Genomic DNA, 17,533 nt, shown 5'->3' on the forward strand with positions numbered 1-17,533 from the left:
CTCGACCCTACCCCTTCCCCACCACGAAACGCGCTCTCCCCCCCCCCCCCCCCCGCCCCCCCCCCCCCCCCCGCCGCCCTGTCAGGGGCCGCCGCCCTGTCAGGGGCCGCCGCCCTGTCAGGGGCCGCCGCCCCGTCAGGGGCCGCCGCCCTGTCAGGGGCCGGGGGCCGCGGTCGTGCTCTCCGGGGGCGCCGTGGCGCCGGACGGTCCGTCGGGGCGGTGCGGGGTGCGGACGGTCGCGCGCAGGGGTGCCCGCCCCGCCCGGTGGTTCACCAGCATCAGCAGCGGCTGGGTGACGAGCGTCGTGGCCAGGGCCATCAGCACCAGGACCGTGTAGAGCGGGCCGCTCAGCAGGCCCGCCCGGAGGCCGGCGTCCAGGGCGATCAGCTCCGTCAGGCCACGGGCGCTCAGCAGCACTCCCACGGTCCGCGCGTCGTCGCGGTCCAGCCCGCCCAGCCGGGCCGCCACCGTGCCGCTGCCCGCCTTCGTGGTCACGGCCAGCACCGTCACCACGGCCAAAGCGGCCCAGCCCGTGGCGTTGAGGCTGTTGAGCGCGACGGCCTGTCCCGAGACGACGAAGAAGAACGGCAGCAGCAGCGAGCTGATGTCGTGCAGCGGACGCAACAGATCCGGATCGAGCGTGCCGCCTTTCTCCCGGGGACAGACGAACCCGGCGAGCAGCGCACCGCAGATCGCGTGCAGCCCCAGATACTGCGTCACGGACGCCGCCCCGAACGCGAAGCCGACGAGCAGCGACAGCCGCAGCAGGGGCTCCATCCGGGTACGCCACAGCAGCCGGCGCAGCAACGGCCGCGCCGCCACCAGCATCAGCGCGAGGAAGGCGGCCGCGAGCAGCGCCCGCCACTGCCAGGCCGGCTGCTGTCCGTCGCCGCTCTCCAGCAGGGTGCCGGCCAGCACCGTCCAGCCGATCACGTCCAGCAGTCCGGCGGCGGACACCGCCATCACTCCCGGCACCGTGCCGGCCAGGCCGTTCTCCCGCACTATGGCCGTCAGCACCGGTACGGCCGTGATCGACAGGGCGACCCCGGCGAACACCACCGTGCCGGGGGAGAGGTGGGGCATGTCCAGGGCGCGCAACTGTTCCCGGAACAGCAGCGCGCATCCGCTGCCCACGGCCATCGGGACGAGGAAGGCCGTCAGCGCCACCCCCACCGCCGTACGCGCACGGGAACCCAGGACCGACAGGTCCAGCTCGTAGCCCACGGCGAACAGGAAGACGACCAGTGCGAACTGGGCCAGCCCTTGCAGCGCGGTGTCGATCCGCTCCGGGAACAGCAGGGTGTGGACGTCCGGTGCCGCGCTGCCCAGCAGGGAGGGACCGAGCGCTATGCCCGCGGCCAGCTGGCCGACGATGTACGGCTGCTTCAGCCGCCGGGCCAGCCAGCCGGCCGCATGGCCGGCCGTCAGGATGAGAGCCGAGGCGAACAGGAAATGCGTCACCACCGCGTCAGGGCGCACAGGGTCCCCCTGTTGTCGGGACGTCGGGGCCGACGGATCGGCCGAGGGTGGGTCGTCGCACAGGTGCTCGACCCCCAACTTCTTCAGAATAGGGGCAAGTTGACCCTGGAAGGACGGTCGTACACGCCCGTCACCGGTGTCACTGGGGGCACATGACAGCGGTCGTTGTCACGGACGGAGCAGTGGTGCGCGGACCGGGCTCTGTGAAGCTCGCAGGGCGCGCGCGGGGCCCCGGCCCGATCCGGAAGAACTGTTTCCGGCCGTACGAACACACCTCGGGGCCCTCAGGGAAGCGGGCCGTGCTCTGCCGTACCCCCGTCATCGGCGGGGGAACCGCGGCCGTCGCCGGTTCCCCCGCCCGGACGCACCCGCACTCGGCCCGGACAGATGTCGCAGGCCATCACACCGGTCCCGTCCGGCATGCCCCGGCCGGTGTGCGTGGCGAACTGCTGTTCCGTTCATCCGAGTTGACGGAGGCGACAAGGCGGACGAGACCGTCCAAAAGATCGGGTGGCGTGATCGTACGGTTTTCGACCCGGGCAGGAATGGCCATGATGGAAAAGGGACATGGGCACGGGGCATCGCGTGCCACCGTGCGAGAAGGGGGAGCATCTTGGATCAGCCGCCCGCTCTGCGCCACACCGCCGACCGTGAGCCGGCCATCGGTGCGGGGACCGACGTCTGGGAGTCGGATCTGGCCGACCTCGCGGGCCTGCCCCTGACCGCGCTGGACGATCTCGCACCGCTCCGCCCGACCGTCCGCGTGCTCGAAGAGGTCCTGCGCGCACGCGGCAGCATCCGGGGCGGGAACGAGGGGACCGCCCGGGCCGAGTGACCGTCCCCGCCCCGGCGGCAGGGGCCCGGACCAGGTCCCCGCGGGCCGCCGGACTTCCTGCCCGCATCCGTGACCGGAGGTCCCGTCCCTCATGACCAGCGAGCCGCGCACCGTCCCGTTCCGCATGCCCGAACGCCTCTTCGCGGAACTGGCCGCAGGCGGTGGCTCGGCGTCGGCCGTCGCCTTTCTCGAACAGGGCGAACGGGCCCGCCGGTTACTGCTGCTGCGCACCCTGCTGAAGCGCATCAGGGAACTGCCCACGCCGCTGACCCCGGTGCCGGAGGCCTGGCGCGTGTTCAAGGACGCGGCGGAGCACGCGCCGGAGCCGGCCGAGCGGCTGCTGCTCGCCCCGGCCACCGGGGCCTGGATCGCCCATCTGCTGCGCCGGGTGCACGGCACCGCGAGCGGTCCGCACCTGTGGGCGGAGGCGGGCCGGCTGAACGCCCTCGCGGTCGCCGCCTCGCTGCACGCCGGTACGGAAACGGTTCTGCGCGTTCCGCTGGACGACGGCGCCCTGTCCCTGCCGGGCCTCGGACTGTCCCGGCTCCCGCACGGGGCGCCCGGTCTGACGGTGGGCACGGCGAGCACCCGCGCCGGGGAACTGACCCTGAGCGGACCCACCCCCGACGGCCGGCGGTCGACCGTGACCTGCCGTCCCGCCCCCGCACCGGTGGACGAGGCCCCGCCCTTCGACCCCCATTGGCTTCCGCTGCGCACGCTCACGCACACCACCCCGGCCGGACCCGTCGCCATCCCCCTGGAGGACCTGGACCCCTACCGCGACCTCGACGACCCGATCGCGCCCGCCCGGCTGGACGCCGACGAGGCGCAGGCCTGGCAGCGGCTGTTCGACGAGGCCGTGGCGCTCCTGGCGACCGCGCAGGGACCGGGGCCCGGACGGCTCGACCCCGCGGTGATCCGGGCCGTGGTCCCCTGGGCGCGCACCAGCCCGCTGCCCCCGCCACCACCCGAGGTGCGCGTGTCGGCGTCCAGCGGTGACGCGTACGGCGCCATGGTCATCGCCCGCCCCTCCTCGGCGCTCGCCCTGGCCGAGGCGCTGGTCCACGAGTTCCAGCACAGCAAGCTCGCCGCCCTGATCCACCTCTTCCCGCTGCTGACCGACGACCGCTCCGAGCGCTACTACGCACCGTGGCGCCCGGACCCCCGTCACCTCACCGGCCTGCTGCACGGCGCCTACGCCTTCACCGGCGTCGCGGGCTTCTGGCGGGACCGGCTGTCCGAACCCGAGCACGCGGAGACGGCCGCCTACCACTTCGCGCTGCGCCGGACGCAGAGCCGCCTCGTCGTGCGCACCCTCCTCACCAGCGGCCGGCTCACCGGGGCCGGCCGCGCCCTGGTCGGGGGCCTTGCCCGCACCCTGGACGGCTGGCTGCGCGAACCCGTCGCCCCGGCCGCCCGCACCCGGGCCCGCACCGCCGCCGCCCTGCACCGCACCGAGTGGCGCCTGCGCAACGTCGCCCCGCCGTCCCGCTCCGAACCTGCCCCTCCCCCCGGTCCGGAAGGGCACTCCGTGCCACCCGGAGCCGGTGCTCCCGCCCCTCCGGACGGCCTCCGTTTCCGGACCGACCGCTCCTCCTGGCCCGATGTCCGCACCCACGCCTTCGCCGTGCCGCCGGCCGGGCCCCGCACCCCGGACGAGTACCTCGCCGCGGGGGACGCGGGAGCCGCGTTCAAGGGGTACACCGAGGAGCTGGAAGGCAAGCCCGGGGACCCGCACCTGCTCGCCGGATGGATCGTCGCCCGTGCGGCACTCGAGCCGGGTCCCGAGGCCCGCCGGGTGCTGGCCCGTCCGGAGCTGCTGCTGTCCGCGCCGGGCGACGGAAGACGGAGCGCGGATGTGCCGAACCGGGGGTGAATCCGCGCCGGGGTGGTCAGGATGAAGGCATGACCTACCACGTCGACTCCGAGGCCGGGCGGCTGCGCCGCGTCATCCTGCACCGGCCCGATCTCGAGCTCAAAAGGCTCACCCCCAGCAACAAGGACGCCCTGCTCTTCGACGACGTGCTCTGGGTGCGCCGGGCGCGCGCCGAGCACGACGGGTTCGCGGACGTCCTGCGCGACCGCGGTGTCACCGTCCACCTCTTCGGCGACCTGCTCTCCGAGACGCTCGCGCTGCCCGCCGCCCGCGCGCTCGTCCTGGACCGGGTCTTCGACGAGAAGGAGTACGGCCCGCTGGCCACGGACCACCTGCGCGCCGCCTTCGAGACCCTCCCGGCGCCCGAACTGGCCGAGGTCCTGGTGGGCGGGATGACCAAGCGGGAGTTCCTGGACGCCCACCCGGAGCCGACCTCCGTGCGCTTCCATGCCATGGAGCTCGACGACTTCCTGCTCCGCCCGCTGCCCAACCACCTCTTCACCCGGGACACCTCCGCCTGGATCTACGACGGTGTCTCCATCAACGCGATGCGGTGGCCCGCCCGGCAGCGCGAGACGGTGCACTTCGAGGCGATCTACCGGCACCACCCGCTGTTCCGCGAGGAGACCTTCCACCTCTGGTCCGAGGGGCAGGCCGACTACCCGTCCACCATCGAGGGCGGGGACGTGCTGGTCATCGGCAACGGCGCGGTGCTGATCGGCATGAGCGAGCGCACCACCCCGCAGGCCGTGGAGATGCTCGCGCACAAGCTGTTCGCGGCCGGCTCGGCCCGCACGATCGTGGCCCTCGACATGCCGAAGAGACGCGCCCTGATGCACCTGGACACCGTGATGACCATGGTCGACGGTGACACCTTCACCCAGTACGCGGGTCTCGGCATGCTCCGCTCCTACACCATCGAGCCCGGCTCCGACGACAGGGAGCTGAAGGTCACCGACCATCCGCCGGAGCACATGCACCGAGCGATCGCCGCCGCGCTCGGGCTCAGCGAGATCCGGGTGCTGACCGCCACCCAGGACGTGCACGCCGCGGAACGCGAGCAGTGGGACGACGGCTGCAACGTCCTGGCCGTCGAACCGGGCGTGGTCGTCGCCTACGAACGGAACTCCACCACCAACACGCATCTGCGCAAGCAGGGCATCGAGGTGATAGAAATCCCCGGCAGCGAGCTGGGCCGGGGCCGGGGAGGGCCGCGCTGCATGAGCTGTCCCGTACAACGAGACGCCGTCTAAGGCGCCGTATAGAAATACAAGTTCTCGTATACACTTCCAAGGGTTCGTGTCCCCCATCCCTGGAGCGCCCCATGGCGACTGTCCCGACCGCCCTCGCCGGCCGCCACTTCCTCAAGGAGGTGGACTTCACCGCGGAGGAGTTCCGCGGCCTGCTGGAGCTGGCCGCCGAGCTGAAGGCAGCCAAGCGGGCCGGGACCGAGCGCCGGTGTCTGCAGGGCAGGAACATCGCGCTGATCTTCGAGAAGACCTCGACGCGTACCCGCTGCGCGTTCGAGGTCGCGGCCGCCGACCAGGGCGCCTCGACGACCTACCTCGATCCGGCGGGCTCGCAGATGGGTCACAAGGAGTCCGTGAAGGACACCGCCCGGGTGCTGGGCCGGATGTACGACGGCATCGAGTACCGGGGGGACAGCCAGGCCAAGGTGGAGGAGCTGGCCCGGTACGCCGGCGTTCCCGTCTTCAACGGTCTCACCGACGACTGGCACCCCACCCAGATGCTCGCCGACGTCCTCACCATGACCGAGCACAGCGCCAAGCCGGTCACCGGGATCGCCTTCGCCTACCTGGGCGACGCGCGCTTCAACATGGGCAACTCCTACCTGGTCACCGCGGCCCTGCTGGGCATGGACGTCCGCATCGTCGCCCCGAAGACCTACTGGCCCGCCCAGGAGGTCGTCGACCGGGCCCGCGAGCTCGCCGCCGGCAGCGGCGCCCGCATCACGCTCACCGAGGACATCGCCGAGGGCGTCGCGGGCGCCGACTTCGTCGCCACGGACGTCTGGGTCTCCATGGGGGAGCCCAAGGAGGTCTGGGACGAGCGGATCGCCGCGCTCGCGCCCTACGCGGTGACCATGGACGTCCTGCGCGCCACCGGCAACCCCGACGTCGGCTTCCTGCACTGCCTGCCCGCCTTCCACGACCTCGGTACCCAGGTGGGCCGCGAGGTGTACGAGGCCCACGGCCTTCAGTCGCTGGAGGTGACCGACGAGGTGTTCGAGTCCGCGCACTCGCTGGTCTTCGACGAGGCGGAGAACCGCATGCACACGATCAAGGCGGTCCTGGTCGCCACCCTCGGCTGAGGCGGCCCGCTCAGACCGGGCGCCGCTGGCCCGGCAGCCGGAACCACACCGCCTTGCCGGACCCGGTGGGGCGGTGACCGCAGGACGAACTCAGCGAGCGGATCAGCAGCAGCCCGCGTCCGTGCTCCTGCCAGGGGTCCGGCACGCCGATCACGGGACGGGTGAGGTCACCGGGCGGCGCCGGGTCGGCGTCGTGCACCTCGACCTGGAACCCGGTCGGCAGCAGCCGCACCACCAGCTCTATCGGGGCGCTCCCCGAGGTGTGCTCCACGGCGTTGGCCACCAGCTCCGCCGTCAGCAGCTCCGCCGTGTCGCTGTCGGCGGAGTGCTCCCGCTCGGCCAGTGCCGTACGGACCAGCGCACGCGCCACGGGCACTGCCGCGGTGGAGTGCGGCAGCGCTACGCGCCAGGAGGTGGAAGCGGCGGAGGGTTCGTGCACAGCGGGTCCGTTCATGGAGCGGGCGCTCCTGCGTTCAGCCGTCAATGGTACGGCGCACCCGGTGCCACCCTTCGAGGGGGCGGGCCCCGGAGCCCGGCCGGGACGTCCGGCCCCGGCACCGGTCGGCTTACCCACGCCGGCGCCCGGCCCCGCACGCCCGCTCGCACCGTTACCGCTGTGTCGACGAGTCGTGACGGATGTGACGGCCCCCGAACGGCGTATCGCGCCCTCGTGACGACAGTCACCAACAGGTGATAACTTCATGAGGTAGAGCTCACTGAGCCGCGCAGTGCCCGCCCGAGGAGGCCGCCCTCATGAGTCCCTTCACCGGCTCCGCCGCCCGCACCGCCCGCTGGGAGCATCTGCGCGTCGACCTCGACGACGGCGTCGCGACCGTCACCCTCGCCCGCCCCGACAAGCTCAACGCGCTCACCTTCGGCGCCTACGCCGACCTGCGCGACCTGCTCGCCGAGCTGTCCCGGGAGCGGGCGGTGCGCGCCCTGGTGCTGGGCGGCGAGGGGCGCGGCTTCTGCTCCGGGGGCGACGTCGACGAGATCATCGGCGCGACCCTCGCGATGGACACCGCCCAGCTGCTCGACTTCAACCGGATGACCGGCCAGGTGGTGCGCGCCGTACGGGAGTGCCCGTTCCCGGTGGTCGCCGCGGTGCACGGAGTGGCGGCCGGCGCCGGCGCGGTCCTCGCCCTGGCCGCCGACTTCCGGGTCGCCGACCCCAGCGCCCGCTTCGCCTTCCTCTTCACCCGGGTCGGCCTGTCCGGCGGCGACATGGGCGCCGCCTACCTGCTGCCGCGGGTCGTCGGCCTGGGGCATGCGACGCGGCTGCTGATGCTGGGCGAGCCGGTACGCGCCCCGGAGGCCGAGCGGATCGGCCTGATCAGCGCACTGACGGACGAGGGCCACGCCGACGAGGCCGCGCGGAGCCTGGCCCGCCGCCTCGCCGACGGCCCCGCCCTGGCCCACGCCCAGACCAAGGCCCTGCTCACCGCCGAACTGGACATGCCCCTGGCCGCGGCGGTCGAACTGGACGCGTCGACTCAGGCCCTCCTGATGACCGGCGAGGACTACGCCGAGTTCCACGCGGCCTTCACCGAGAAGAGGCCCCCGAAATGGCAGGGGAGGTGACCGGATGACTCAGGGCACCGCAAACCCCCAAGGGGCGCGGGGCTGTTCTGAAGTTGCGGCTACCGCCGCGTGTGCGCGACCAGCCACGACGGACCCGCAGCCGTTCGAGACGACACTCCACCCCCAACGCATCGCGATCATCGGCGGAGGCCCCGGCGGTCTCTACACCGCCGCGCTGCTCAAACGCCTGGACCCCGACCGGCAGGTCACCCTCTGGGAGCGCAACGCCCCGGACGACACCTTCGGTTTCGGTGTCGTCCTCTCGGACGAGACCCTCGGCGGTATCGAGCACGCCGACCCGCAGGTCCACGCGGCCCTGCAACGCGACTTCGTCCGCTGGGACGACATCGACATCGTCCACCGGGGCACCCGCCACACCTCCGGAGGACACGCCTTCGCCGCCCTCGGCCGCCGCCGCCTCCTGGAGATCCTGCACGACCGCTGCCGCGCCCTCGGCGTCGACCTGCGCTTCCGCTCCCCGGCCCCCGACCCGGCCCGCCTGGCGGACACCCACGACCTCGTCGTGGCCGCCGACGGAGTCAACAGCACCACCCGTGAGGCCCTCGCGGACGTGTTCCGGCCCCGGATCACCGCACACCGCTGCCGCTACATCTGGCTGGCCGCCGACTTCGCCTTCGACGCCTTCCGCTTCGAGATCGCCGAGACCGAACACGGCGTGATGCAACTGCACGGCTACCCCTATGCGCCCGACGCCTCCACCGTGATCGTCGAGATGCGCGAAGAGGTCTGGCACGCCGCCGGGTTCGACGAACTGGACGAGACCGAGTCCGTCGCGCGCTGCGCCAAGATCTTCGCGGAGGCGCTCGGCGGACGCCCGCTGCGAGGCAACAACTCGGCGTGGACCACCTTCCGCACGGTTGTCAACGAACGCTGGTCGCACGGCAACGTCGTGCTCCTCGGCGATGCCGCGCACACCGCGCACTTCTCCATCGGCTCGGGCACCAAGCTCGCCGTGGAGGACGCGCTGGCGCTCGCCGCCTGCCTGCGCGAACAGCCCACCCTCGACGACGCGCTGACCGCGTACGAGGCCGAGCGCCGGCCCGTCGTCGCCTCCACCCAGCGCGCGGCCCGGGCCAGCCTGGAGTGGTTCGAGAACCTGCCCATGTACCTCTCCCAGCCGCCCCGGCAGTTCGCCTTCAACCTGCTCACCCGCAGCCGCCGCGTCACCCATGACAACCTGCGGCTGCGCGACGCCCGCTTCACCGGGTCGGTGGAGCGCGGGTTCGGCTGCCCGCCCGGAACGCCCCCGATGTTCACGCCGTTCAGGCTGCGCGGTCTGACCCTGCGCAACCGGGTCGTCGTCTCACCCATGGACATGTACTCGGCGGCCGACGGCGTCCCCGGCGACTTCCACCTCGTCCACCTGGGCGCCCGTGCCCTCGGCGGCGCCGGCCTGGTGATGACCGAGATGGTGTGCGTCAGCCCGGAGGGCCGCATCACCCCCGGCTGCGCGGGCCTGTACACCGGCCGGCAGGCGGAGGCGTGGCGGCGGATCACCGACTTCGTGCACGCACAGGCACCCGGCACCGCGATCGGCGTGCAGCTCGGCCACAGCGGACGCAAGGGCTCGACCAAGCTGATGTGGGAGGGCATGGACGAGCCGCTCGACGACGGCAACTGGCCCCTCGTCGCCGCGTCCCCCCTGCCGTACAAGGCGGGCAGCCAGGTCCCCCGGGAGCTGTCCCGGGCCCAGCTCACCGACCTCAGGGAGCAGTTCACGGCCGCCGCCGTGCGGGCCGCGCGGGCCGGCTTCGACCTGCTGGAACTGCACTGCGCCCACGGCTATCTGCTCTCCGGCTTCCTCTCCCCGCTCACCAACCACCGCACCGACGCCTACGGGGGCTCACCGCAGAAGCGGCTGCGCTTCCCGCTGGAGGTCTTCGACGCCGTGCGCGCGGTCTGGCCCGGGGACCGGCCGATGACCGTCCGCATCTCCGCCACCGACTGGGCGGAGGGCGGCATGACCGCCGAGGACGCGGTGGCCGTCGCCCGTGCCTTCGCCGCGCACGGCGCCGACGCGATCGACGTGTCGACCGGCCAGGTGGTGGCCGGCGAGCAGCCGGAGTACGGCCGCTCGTACCAGACCCCGTTCGCCGACCGGGTGCGCAACCGGGCCGGCGTCCCGGTGATCGCGGTCGGTGCCATCTCCTCGTGGGACGACGTCAACTCCCTGCTCCTCGCCGGGCGTACGGACCTGTGCGCGCTGGCCCGCCCGCACCTCTACGACCCCCACTGGACCCTGCACGCGGCGGCCGAACAGGGCTACGACGGTCCGGGCGTCGTCTGGCCGCCGCAGTACCGCGCGGGCAGCCGCCGCCCGCAGACCGGGCGCACCGACGCGCCCAAGCCCCGCCTCACCCTCGGCCACTGACTCCGCTCAGGCGTAACCCCACGCCTCGCACAACGCGCGCAGCCGTTCGGGAACCTCGTCCTGCCGGGGCAGCGGACGTCCCGGCTGCACCGTGCCGGTGCGGATGTTGTCGCGCCAGTCGCCGAGCCCCCTGACCAGCTCGCCGCCGCTCTTCTTCCCGTACTGGAGCATGGCCGGCTCGTAGTCGACGCCGAGGAACGCGCACAGCCGGCGCATCTCCCGCCCGGGGTCGGCGGTGATGTCCTCGTAGCGCACGGTGCAGCCGTCCTCTGCGGCGGTGCGCGCCTTCTCGACGGCGTCCATGTAGCGCAGGACGTCGGTCACGGCCTTGTCGTACGGCCGCTTGACCGGGTCGCTCTCGTGCCAGGAACGGGCGACGGACTCCGGATGGCGCAGCAGGAAGACGAACCGGGCGTCCGGCCAGCAGTCCCGGATCCGCCGGTACATGTAGGCGTTGGCCGGTGTCTTCTCGACGATGAACTCCTTGCCGAACTTGACCAGTTCGCGGTGCATGACGCGGTCCCACAGCAGGTGCTCCAGGTCGCCGCGGTCCAGGCCGAGGGCGCCCATGGCGCGTTCCGAGAACCAGTTGGCGCAGGTGACGTCGATCGCGCCGAGGTGCAGTTCGTGCGGCGCGTGGAGCCGGGAGTGGGCCCCCAGCATCATGCGCAGCAGCGTGGAGCCGGAGCGGATCGACGAGATGACGAAGACCGGTTGCCGCAGCAACCGGTCGGTCGCGGGTTCGGCGGACGACGGACAGTGGTATGGGGCCGCCGGGCGCTCCGCCGGATTGAGGCCCGGCCTGGAGGAGGGGTTGCGTGGAGCCCGCCGCACCTGGAGGCCGGTGGTGACGGTGAGGGCCCGGTTCACGTTGCGCAGGAGACTCATGCGGCCCGACGGTAGGTGAGAAACATGAGAAGAGGGCCGGAAGTCTTTAAAGGTTCCCCTGCCGCCGGGAAATGTGACGCATGCCACTCGGGTGGACCGTATGGATCAGGCGGACTCCGGGGCCGCAAAGCGGGCACCCGCGTCGCGGAGTCGCTCGTGCAACGCCTGGAAGGCGGCCGCCGAGCGGGTACCGGGCCAGTCCGGGGGGAGCAGGGCGGCGGGCAGGCCCGGGTCGGCGTAGGGCAGGTGGCGCCACGAGTCCAGGGCGAGGAGGTAGTCGCGGTAGGCCTCCTCGGGCGGGGTGTCGGTCCGCTCCTCCCAGGAGCGCAGCACGGGCGCGTGCCGGTCCAGGAACGCCTCGTGCTGCTTGGCGATCCCGGCCAGGTCCCACCAGCGCGCGACCGCGTCCGCGGTGGGCGCGAAACCGAGGTGCTCACCGCGGAAGAGGTCGACGTACCCGTCCAGTCGCAGGCGCTCCAGGGTGTGCCTGGTCTCCTCGTACAGCCGCGCGGGCGCGATCCACACGCCCGGCGCCGCCGTGCCGAAGCCGAGGCCGGACAGCCGGGAGCGCAGCACGTGCCGCTTCTGCCGCTCGGACTCCGGCACGGAGAACACGGCGAGCACCCAGCCCTCGTCCCGCGGCGGGGCGGTGGCGTAGATGCGCCGGTCGCCGTCGTCCAGCAATTGGCGTGCGTCCTCGGAGAGTTCGTACCCGGCGGCGCCCCGCGCGGTGCGCGCAGGGACGAGCAGCCCGCGCCGTTTGAGCCGGGACACCGAGGAACGCACGGACGGGGCGTCCACGCCGACCGCGGCCAGCAGCCGGATCAGTTCGGCGACGGGCACCGGGCCCGGCACGAAGCGGCCGTACGCGCCGTAGAGCGTGACGATGAGAGACCGTGGAGCATGCTGGTCGGACACGTTGATCATCTTAGGTCGTACCGGTGGGCACTGTTCCCCGGCATCAGCCCTGGTCATCTCCCGTGCCGGCGGGAGCGCGCAGCCGGAAGCGCTGGAGCTTGCCGGTGGCCGTGCGCGGCAGGGCGTCCATGAAGACGATCTCGCGGGGGCACTTGTACGGTGCGAGCTCCGACTTCACGAAGGCGCGCAGCGCCTCGGCGTCGCGCTCGGCGCCCTCCTCGACCACCGTGTACGCCACCACGACCTGGCCGCGTGCCTCGTCGGGCCGCCCCACCACGGCCGCCTCCACGACGTCCGGATGGCGCAGCAGGGCGTCCTCGACCTCGGGTCCGGCGATGTTGTACCCGGCCGAGATGATCATGTCGTCGGCGCGGGCCACGTACCGGAAGTAGCCGTCGGGATCGCGGACATAGGTGTCGCCGGTGATGTTCCAGCCGTCGCGCACGTAGTCCCGCTGGCGCGGGTCGGCGAGATAGCGGCAGCCGACGGGCCCGCGCACCGCCAGCAGGCCCGGCTCCCCGTCGGGCACGGGGACGCCGTCCGCGTCCTGCACGCGTGCCTGCCACCCGGGCACCGGCACTCCGGTCGTTCCCGGCCTGATCTGCTCGTCGGCGGCGGAGACGAAGATGTGCAGCAGTTCGGTGGCGCCGATGCCGTTGATGATGCGCAGGCCGGTGCGTTCGTACCAGGCCTTCCAGGTGGCGGCCGGCAGGTTCTCGCCCGCCGAGACGCAACGGCGCAGCGAGGAGAGGTCGCGGACGTCCGCCGCGCCCAGCATCGCCCGGTAGGCGGTCGGCGCGGTGAACAGCACCGACACCCGGTGCTCGGCGATCGCCGCCAGCAGCTGCTCGGGGTGCGCCTGTTCGAGCAGCAGGGCGCTCGCGCCGGCCCGCATCGGGAACACCACGAGTCCGCCCAGGCCGAAGGTGAAGCCGAGCGGGGGACTGCCGGCGAAGACGTCGTCCGGGACCGGCCTCAGCACGTGCCGGGAGAAGGTGTCCGCGATGGCCGGCACGTCCCGGTGGAAGTGCATGCAGCCCTTGGGCCGTCCGGTGGTGCCGGAGGTGAAGGCGATCAGCGCGACGTCGTCGGCGGCGGTCGGCACCGCCTCGTACGGTGTGCCGGGCGCCGGACGGCGCAGCAGGTCGTCCGGTGAGTCGCCGCCGTACGTGGCGATCCGCAGGTCCGGGATCTCGGCCTTGGCGAGGTCGTCCACGGCCCGCACGTCGCACAGGGCGTGGCGCACCTCGGCGATCGAGCAGATGGTGCTCAGCTCGTGCGCGCGCTGCTGGGCCAGCACGGTGACGGCGATCCCGCCCGCCTTCAGCACCGCCAGCCAGCACGCGGCCAGCCACGGCGTGGTGGGACCGCGCAGCAGCACCCGGTTGCCGGGGACGACCCCGAGGTCGCCGGTGAGGATGTGCGCGAGCCGGTCCACCCGTGCCCGCAGTTCGCCGTACGTCCATGTGGTGCCGTCGGGTGTGTGGAACACCGGGCGGTCGTCGGGCGGGCCGTTCAGCAGTTCGGCGGCGCAGTTCAGCCGCTCGGGGTAGCGCAGCTCCGGCAGGTCGAAGCGGAGCTCGGGCCACTGGTCGGGCGGCGGGAGATGGTCGCGGGCGAAGGTGTCGACGTGCGCGGTGGCCCGTGGGTTCATGGCGGTTCGCCCCCTTGGTGTGGTGGGCTCGCACCAGGAGCGTATCGTGTTGGTGACGACAGTCAACGGTCCGCGATAACCTCGGAGTGGCCCAGCCGCGAGGGAAGGACCGGCGATGACCGCATTCTCGCTCGAACCGGCACAAGTCGCCTGGTGTGCGGAGCTGCGTGAGCTGGCGTCACAGCGGCTGCGCCCGCTCGCGGAGAAGGGCGAACCCGGCCGGGTCGACCGCGCCCTCGTCGCTGAACTGGGCTCCCTCGGACTGCTGTCCCGCCTGTTCACCTCCGGCGCGCTCGACCTGTGCCTGATGCGCGAGTCCCTCGCCCAGGCCTGCACCGAGGCGGAGACCGCCCTCGCCCTCCAGGGCCTGGGCGCCCATCCGGTGCACGCCCACGGCACCCCCGCCCAGCGCGAGCGCTGGCTGGCCGGGGTGGGCGACGGCAGCGTCGTCGCGGCGTTCGCGCTCAGCGAGCCGGGAGCCGGCTCCGACGCGGCGGCCCTGTCCCTCACCGCCCGCCCGGACGGCTCCGGCGGCTGGCGGCTCACCGGCGACAAGTGCTGGATCTCCAACGCCCCCGACGCCGACTTCTACACCGTCTTCGCCCGCACCACCCCCGACACCGGCGCCCGCGGCGTGACCGCCTTCCTGGTCCCCGCCGACCGCCCCGGCCTCACCGGCAGCCGCCTCGACATGCTCTCCCCGCACCCCATCGGCGCGCTCCGGTTCGACGCCGTACCGGTGAGCGCCGACGATGTGCTCGGCGAGCCGGACGGCGGCTTCCGGGTCGCCATGGGCACCCTCAACCTGTTTCGGCCCAGCGTCGGCGCCTTCGCGGTCGGCATGGCCCAGGCCGCCCTGGACGCCACCCTCGCCCACACCGCCCGGCGGGACGCCTTCGGCGGCAAGCTGAGGGACCTGCAGTCCGTCGCCCACCAGGTCGCCGAGATGGCCCTGCGCACGGAGGCGGCCCGGCTGATGGTGTACGCGGCGGCCACGGCGTACGACGCGGGCGCCGCCGACGTCCCCCGGCGCTCCGCGATGGCGAAACTGCTCGCCACCGAGACCGCGCAGTACGTCGTCGACCGCGCCGTCCAGCTGCACGGCGCGCGTGCCCTGGAGCGCGGGCACCTGCTCGAACACCTCTACCGGGAGGTCCGCGCGCCCCGCGTCTACGAGGGGGCCAGCGAGGTGCAGCGGGGGATCATCGCCAAGGAGTCGTACAAGAACCTGGAGGACCGGTGACCACCGAGCGCGTCAACCCGCCCGAACTCTCCCCGCCGGCCGGCTTCTCGCACGCCGTCGTCGCCACCGGCTCCCGGCTGGTGTTCCTGGCCGGCCAGACCGCGCTCGACTCCGACGGCAAGGTCGTCGGCGACACCCTGCCCGAACAGTTCGGCCGGGCCCTCACCAATCTGCTCACCGCGCTGCGCGCCGCCGGAGGCGCCCCCGCCGACCTGGCCCGCGTCACCGTGTACGCCACCGACGTCGCCGCGTACCGCACCCACGCCCGGGAAATCGGCGCCATATGGCGGGAGTTGGCCGGACGCGACTACCCGGCGATGGCGGTCGTCGAAGTGGTCCGCCTGTGGGACGAACAGGCGCTCGTGGAGCTCGACGGCTTCGCGCTGCTGCCCTGACCGGGTGACCGGCCCGGGTCCCGTCGTGACGACAGGCCCTAGCCTGGCGGCATGCCGGAGATCGAACTGAGCGCGGGCACGATCGAGTACGAGGACACCGGAGGTGAGGGACCGGTCGTCGTGCTGCTGCACGGACTGCTGCACGACTCCTCCGTCTGGCGGAAGGTCATCGCCGAACTGCGGACCGGTCACCGGATCCTCGCGCCGACCCTGCCGTACGGCTCGCACCGCAGGCCGATGTCCCGGCCGCCCACACCCGACCTGGTCAACGAGCTGATCGTGGAGTTCCTGGACCGGCTGGACCTGCGGGACGTCACCCTCGTCGAGAGCGACTGCGGGCGCGCCCAGACGGTCGCGGCCCGGCACCCCGAGCGACTGGCCCGGCTGGTGCTGATCTCCTGCGAGGCCTTCGACAACTACCCGCCGGGCCTGCCCGGCAAAATGCTCACCGCGGCCTGCCGGATCCCCGGGGGCATCCCGCTCATGGTCCGCACGCTGGGCCTGAAACCCCTGCGCAGACTCCCCATCGGCTTCGGCGCGCTCACCAAGCGTCCGGTGCCGGACGAGATCGTCGACCGGTGGCTGCGGCCCCTGCGCACCGACCCGGCGATCCGGCGGGACTTCCGGCACTACGGAACCCACGTCCGGCGGTCCGAACTGCTCGAGGCCGCCCAGGGCCTGCGGTACTTCGACCGGCCCGCGCTGGTCGTCTGGGCGGCCGAGGACCGGATGATGCCCCGCGAACACGGCCGCCTCCTGGCCGAACTGCTGCCCGGGGGCCGGCTGGTGGAGCTCAAGCACACGCGGACGCTGATCGCCGAGGACCGGCCGGAGCGGCTCGCCTCCCTGCTGCGGTGGTTCGTCGCGGAAGGCCGAGCGGAGGCCGGACGGGTGCCGCGGCCGTAGTCAGGCAGCGACCGCGAGGTGGCCGGCGGGGACCCGGTGCGGGGCGATCACCCGGCCGTCGGGGAGCAGCTCACCGGTGTCGTCGAAGACGATCACGCCGTCGCACAGCAGGCTCCACCCCTGCTCGGGGTGGGCGGCCACCACATGCGGGGCGCGGGACTCGGTCCGGGGGCAGGAAGGCTGGTGGGCACACATGGCGCACCTCCACATCGGTGACGATCCGAACGGGCCGTATGAACAGACCATGCGCCGCCCGCGAGCTCATCGGAACGGCCCGCCGTGAAACGTGACAGCTCCAGGACAATCCCGGGACCGTTCCCCGACGGCCGATGCCCCGCACCGCCGAAGGGGTGACGACGGGTGGCCGCGGGCCCTCGGGCCGGGTACTGGTGGAAAGCCTCATTCCACTCATTCCTGGAGGTTTCCCCGTGCCTGTACGTCCCTTCCTCGGCGCGACGGCCGGTGCCGCGCTCCTGCTGCTCGGCACCGCCGCGGCAGCCCCCTCGGCGGCCGCGCAGGCCGCGCCCAAGGAGTCCGTGACGGTCGACGCCAAGGGGCACATCGCCGCCGACGGCACCATCACCCTCTCCGGCACCTACCGCTGTGCCGCCGCCACCGGCCACGTCTTCGTCGGCTCCTCGATCAGCCAGTCCGACCCGGGGTTCCGCTACGGCATCGGGGGCACCCGCGCGGTGTGCGACGGCAAGGAGCACCACTGGAAGAACACCGGCCGGGTGACGGGTGACACCCTGAAGGCCGGCTCGGCGCACGTCGAGGCGACGGTCATGGAACTGCGCCCCAGCGGCCTCGTGCTGCTGCCCGTCCCGCACGCGGTCGGGCACAAGGACGTCACCCTGGTCCAGGACTGATCCCACGGCGGCCCGGCATACCCGCTGCCGGGCCCCGAAGGGCATCGGCGCCGTTCCTGCCGTGGCCGGGCATGGACCGGCCCGCGGGCGGTTCGCCACGCCGGCCCCATGGCCGTTCTCCGTCACACGGTGTCCCTCGAACCCGTCCCGCGTCCCCGCCTCGCC

At 73.0% G+C, this 17,533-nt stretch carries 16 protein-coding genes; 10 read left to right on the plus strand and 6 right to left on the minus strand.

Annotation, left to right across the window (positions count from 1 at the left end; translation table 11 throughout):
* Positions 1-153: 153 nt before the first annotated feature.
* Positions 154-1,464: a cation:proton antiporter gene (locus tag ACZ44S_RS13120; RefSeq protein ID WP_466927909.1), complete on the minus strand. Its 1,311-nt coding sequence runs from the start codon at positions 1,462-1,464 to the stop codon at positions 154-156.
* A 628-nt stretch (positions 1,465-2,092) separates the two neighbouring features.
* Between ACZ44S_RS13120 and ACZ44S_RS13125 the strand changes: the two genes are divergently transcribed.
* From ACZ44S_RS13125 to argF, 4 genes are all read left to right on the plus strand, one after another.
* Entirely contained in the window at positions 2,093-2,314 is a 222-nt protein-coding gene (locus ACZ44S_RS13125) for a hypothetical protein (protein ID WP_466927911.1), read from the plus strand.
* A 91-nt stretch (positions 2,315-2,405) separates the two neighbouring features.
* On the plus strand, positions 2,406-4,190 hold the full coding sequence (locus tag ACZ44S_RS13130; RefSeq protein WP_466927913.1) for an HEXXH motif domain-containing protein: 1,785 nt from the start codon (positions 2,406-2,408) through the stop codon (positions 4,188-4,190).
* 29 nt (positions 4,191-4,219) lie between these two features.
* On the plus strand, positions 4,220-5,443 hold the full coding sequence (locus ACZ44S_RS13135; protein ID WP_466927915.1) for an arginine deiminase: 1,224 nt from the start codon (positions 4,220-4,222) through the stop codon (positions 5,441-5,443).
* Positions 5,444-5,514: 71 nt separating this feature from the next.
* The gene (gene argF, locus ACZ44S_RS13140) at positions 5,515-6,522 is read left to right on the plus strand and encodes an ornithine carbamoyltransferase (RefSeq protein WP_466927916.1); all 1,008 of its coding nucleotides are present in this window, start codon (positions 5,515-5,517) and stop codon (positions 6,520-6,522) included.
* A 10-nt stretch (positions 6,523-6,532) separates the two neighbouring features.
* Here argF and ACZ44S_RS13145 read toward each other — a convergent pair whose 3' ends face one another.
* Positions 6,533-6,976 carry an ATP-binding protein gene (locus ACZ44S_RS13145; protein WP_466927917.1) on the minus strand — a complete coding sequence of 148 codons (444 nt, stop codon included), beginning with the start codon at positions 6,974-6,976 and terminating at the stop codon, positions 6,533-6,535.
* Between the two features lie 299 nt (positions 6,977-7,275).
* Here ACZ44S_RS13145 and ACZ44S_RS13150 point away from each other — a divergent pair, with 299 nt between their 5' ends.
* Together ACZ44S_RS13150 and ACZ44S_RS13155 are read left to right on the plus strand one after the other, a co-directional pair.
* Entirely contained in the window at positions 7,276-8,103 is an 828-nt protein-coding gene (locus tag ACZ44S_RS13150) for an enoyl-CoA hydratase family protein (RefSeq protein ID WP_466927919.1), read from the plus strand.
* A 4-nt stretch (positions 8,104-8,107) separates the two neighbouring features.
* Positions 8,108-10,495, plus strand: coding sequence for a bifunctional salicylyl-CoA 5-hydroxylase/oxidoreductase (locus tag ACZ44S_RS13155; protein WP_466927921.1), 2,388 nt, complete (start codon positions 8,108-8,110; stop codon positions 10,493-10,495).
* 6 nt (positions 10,496-10,501) lie between these two features.
* Here ACZ44S_RS13155 and ACZ44S_RS13160 read toward each other — a convergent pair whose 3' ends face one another.
* The 3 genes from ACZ44S_RS13160 to ACZ44S_RS13170 form a co-directional block, all read right to left on the minus strand.
* Positions 10,502-11,383 carry a sulfotransferase family protein gene (locus tag ACZ44S_RS13160; RefSeq protein WP_466927924.1) on the minus strand — a complete coding sequence of 294 codons (882 nt, stop codon included), beginning with the start codon at positions 11,381-11,383 and terminating at the stop codon, positions 10,502-10,504.
* 105 nt (positions 11,384-11,488) lie between these two features.
* Complete coding sequence (locus ACZ44S_RS13165; RefSeq protein WP_466927926.1) at positions 11,489-12,310, minus strand: PaaX family transcriptional regulator; 822 nt, start codon at positions 12,308-12,310, stop codon at positions 11,489-11,491.
* 34 nt (positions 12,311-12,344) lie between these two features.
* Positions 12,345-13,955, minus strand: a complete 1,611-nt coding sequence (locus ACZ44S_RS13170) for an AMP-binding protein (protein WP_466927928.1) — start codon at positions 13,953-13,955, stop codon at positions 12,345-12,347.
* A 115-nt stretch (positions 13,956-14,070) separates the two neighbouring features.
* Here ACZ44S_RS13170 and ACZ44S_RS13175 point away from each other — a divergent pair, with 115 nt between their 5' ends.
* Genes ACZ44S_RS13175 through ACZ44S_RS13185 form a run of 3 tightly spaced genes read left to right on the plus strand, consistent with a single transcriptional unit; the run spans position 14,071 to position 16,499 of the window.
* Positions 14,071-15,198, plus strand: coding sequence for an acyl-CoA dehydrogenase family protein (locus ACZ44S_RS13175; RefSeq protein ID WP_466927930.1), 1,128 nt, complete (start codon positions 14,071-14,073; stop codon positions 15,196-15,198).
* Positions 15,195-15,593: a RidA family protein gene (locus ACZ44S_RS13180; protein WP_466927932.1), complete on the plus strand. Its 399-nt coding sequence runs from the start codon at positions 15,195-15,197 to the stop codon at positions 15,591-15,593. Before ACZ44S_RS13175 ends, ACZ44S_RS13180 begins: the two co-directional genes overlap by 4 nt.
* 51 nt (positions 15,594-15,644) lie before the next feature.
* Complete coding sequence (locus tag ACZ44S_RS13185; protein WP_466927935.1) at positions 15,645-16,499, plus strand: alpha/beta fold hydrolase; 855 nt, start codon at positions 15,645-15,647, stop codon at positions 16,497-16,499.
* Here ACZ44S_RS13185 and ACZ44S_RS13190 read toward each other — a convergent pair whose 3' ends face one another.
* Positions 16,500-16,694 carry a DUF5999 family protein gene (locus ACZ44S_RS13190; protein ID WP_466927937.1) on the minus strand — a complete coding sequence of 65 codons (195 nt, stop codon included), beginning with the start codon at positions 16,692-16,694 and terminating at the stop codon, positions 16,500-16,502.
* Between the two features lie 233 nt (positions 16,695-16,927).
* Here ACZ44S_RS13190 and ACZ44S_RS13195 point away from each other — a divergent pair, with 233 nt between their 5' ends.
* Positions 16,928-17,368 (plus strand): DUF6299 family protein, encoded by a 441-nt coding sequence (locus ACZ44S_RS13195; RefSeq protein ID WP_466927940.1) that lies wholly within the window; start codon positions 16,928-16,930, stop codon positions 17,366-17,368.
* The last annotated feature ends 165 nt before the right edge of the window (positions 17,369-17,533 follow it).

It is taken from the genome of Streptomyces malachitofuscus, from assembly GCF_055571035.1.

Coding starts and splice junctions, on each gene's coding strand:
- ACZ44S_RS13155 (WP_466927921.1), top strand. CDS start 8,108: ATGACTCAGGGCACCGCAAACCCCCAAGGGGCGCGGGGCTGTTCTGAA.
- ACZ44S_RS13145 (WP_466927917.1), bottom strand. CDS start 6,976: ATGAACGGACCCGCTGTGCACGAACCCTCCGCCGCTTCCACCTCCTGG.
- ACZ44S_RS13130 (WP_466927913.1), top strand. CDS start 2,406: ATGACCAGCGAGCCGCGCACCGTCCCGTTCCGCATGCCCGAACGCCTC.
- ACZ44S_RS13175 (WP_466927930.1), top strand. CDS start 14,071: ATGACCGCATTCTCGCTCGAACCGGCACAAGTCGCCTGGTGTGCGGAG.
- ACZ44S_RS13135 (WP_466927915.1), top strand. CDS start 4,220: ATGACCTACCACGTCGACTCCGAGGCCGGGCGGCTGCGCCGCGTCATC.
- ACZ44S_RS13185 (WP_466927935.1), top strand. CDS start 15,645: ATGCCGGAGATCGAACTGAGCGCGGGCACGATCGAGTACGAGGACACC.
- ACZ44S_RS13150 (WP_466927919.1), top strand. CDS start 7,276: ATGAGTCCCTTCACCGGCTCCGCCGCCCGCACCGCCCGCTGGGAGCAT.
- ACZ44S_RS13190 (WP_466927937.1), bottom strand. CDS start 16,694: ATGTGTGCCCACCAGCCTTCCTGCCCCCGGACCGAGTCCCGCGCCCCG.
- ACZ44S_RS13170 (WP_466927928.1), bottom strand. CDS start 13,955: ATGAACCCACGGGCCACCGCGCACGTCGACACCTTCGCCCGCGACCAT.
- ACZ44S_RS13165 (WP_466927926.1), bottom strand. CDS start 12,310: ATGATCAACGTGTCCGACCAGCATGCTCCACGGTCTCTCATCGTCACG.
- ACZ44S_RS13160 (WP_466927924.1), bottom strand. CDS start 11,383: ATGAGTCTCCTGCGCAACGTGAACCGGGCCCTCACCGTCACCACCGGC.
- argF (WP_466927916.1), top strand. CDS start 5,515: ATGGCGACTGTCCCGACCGCCCTCGCCGGCCGCCACTTCCTCAAGGAG.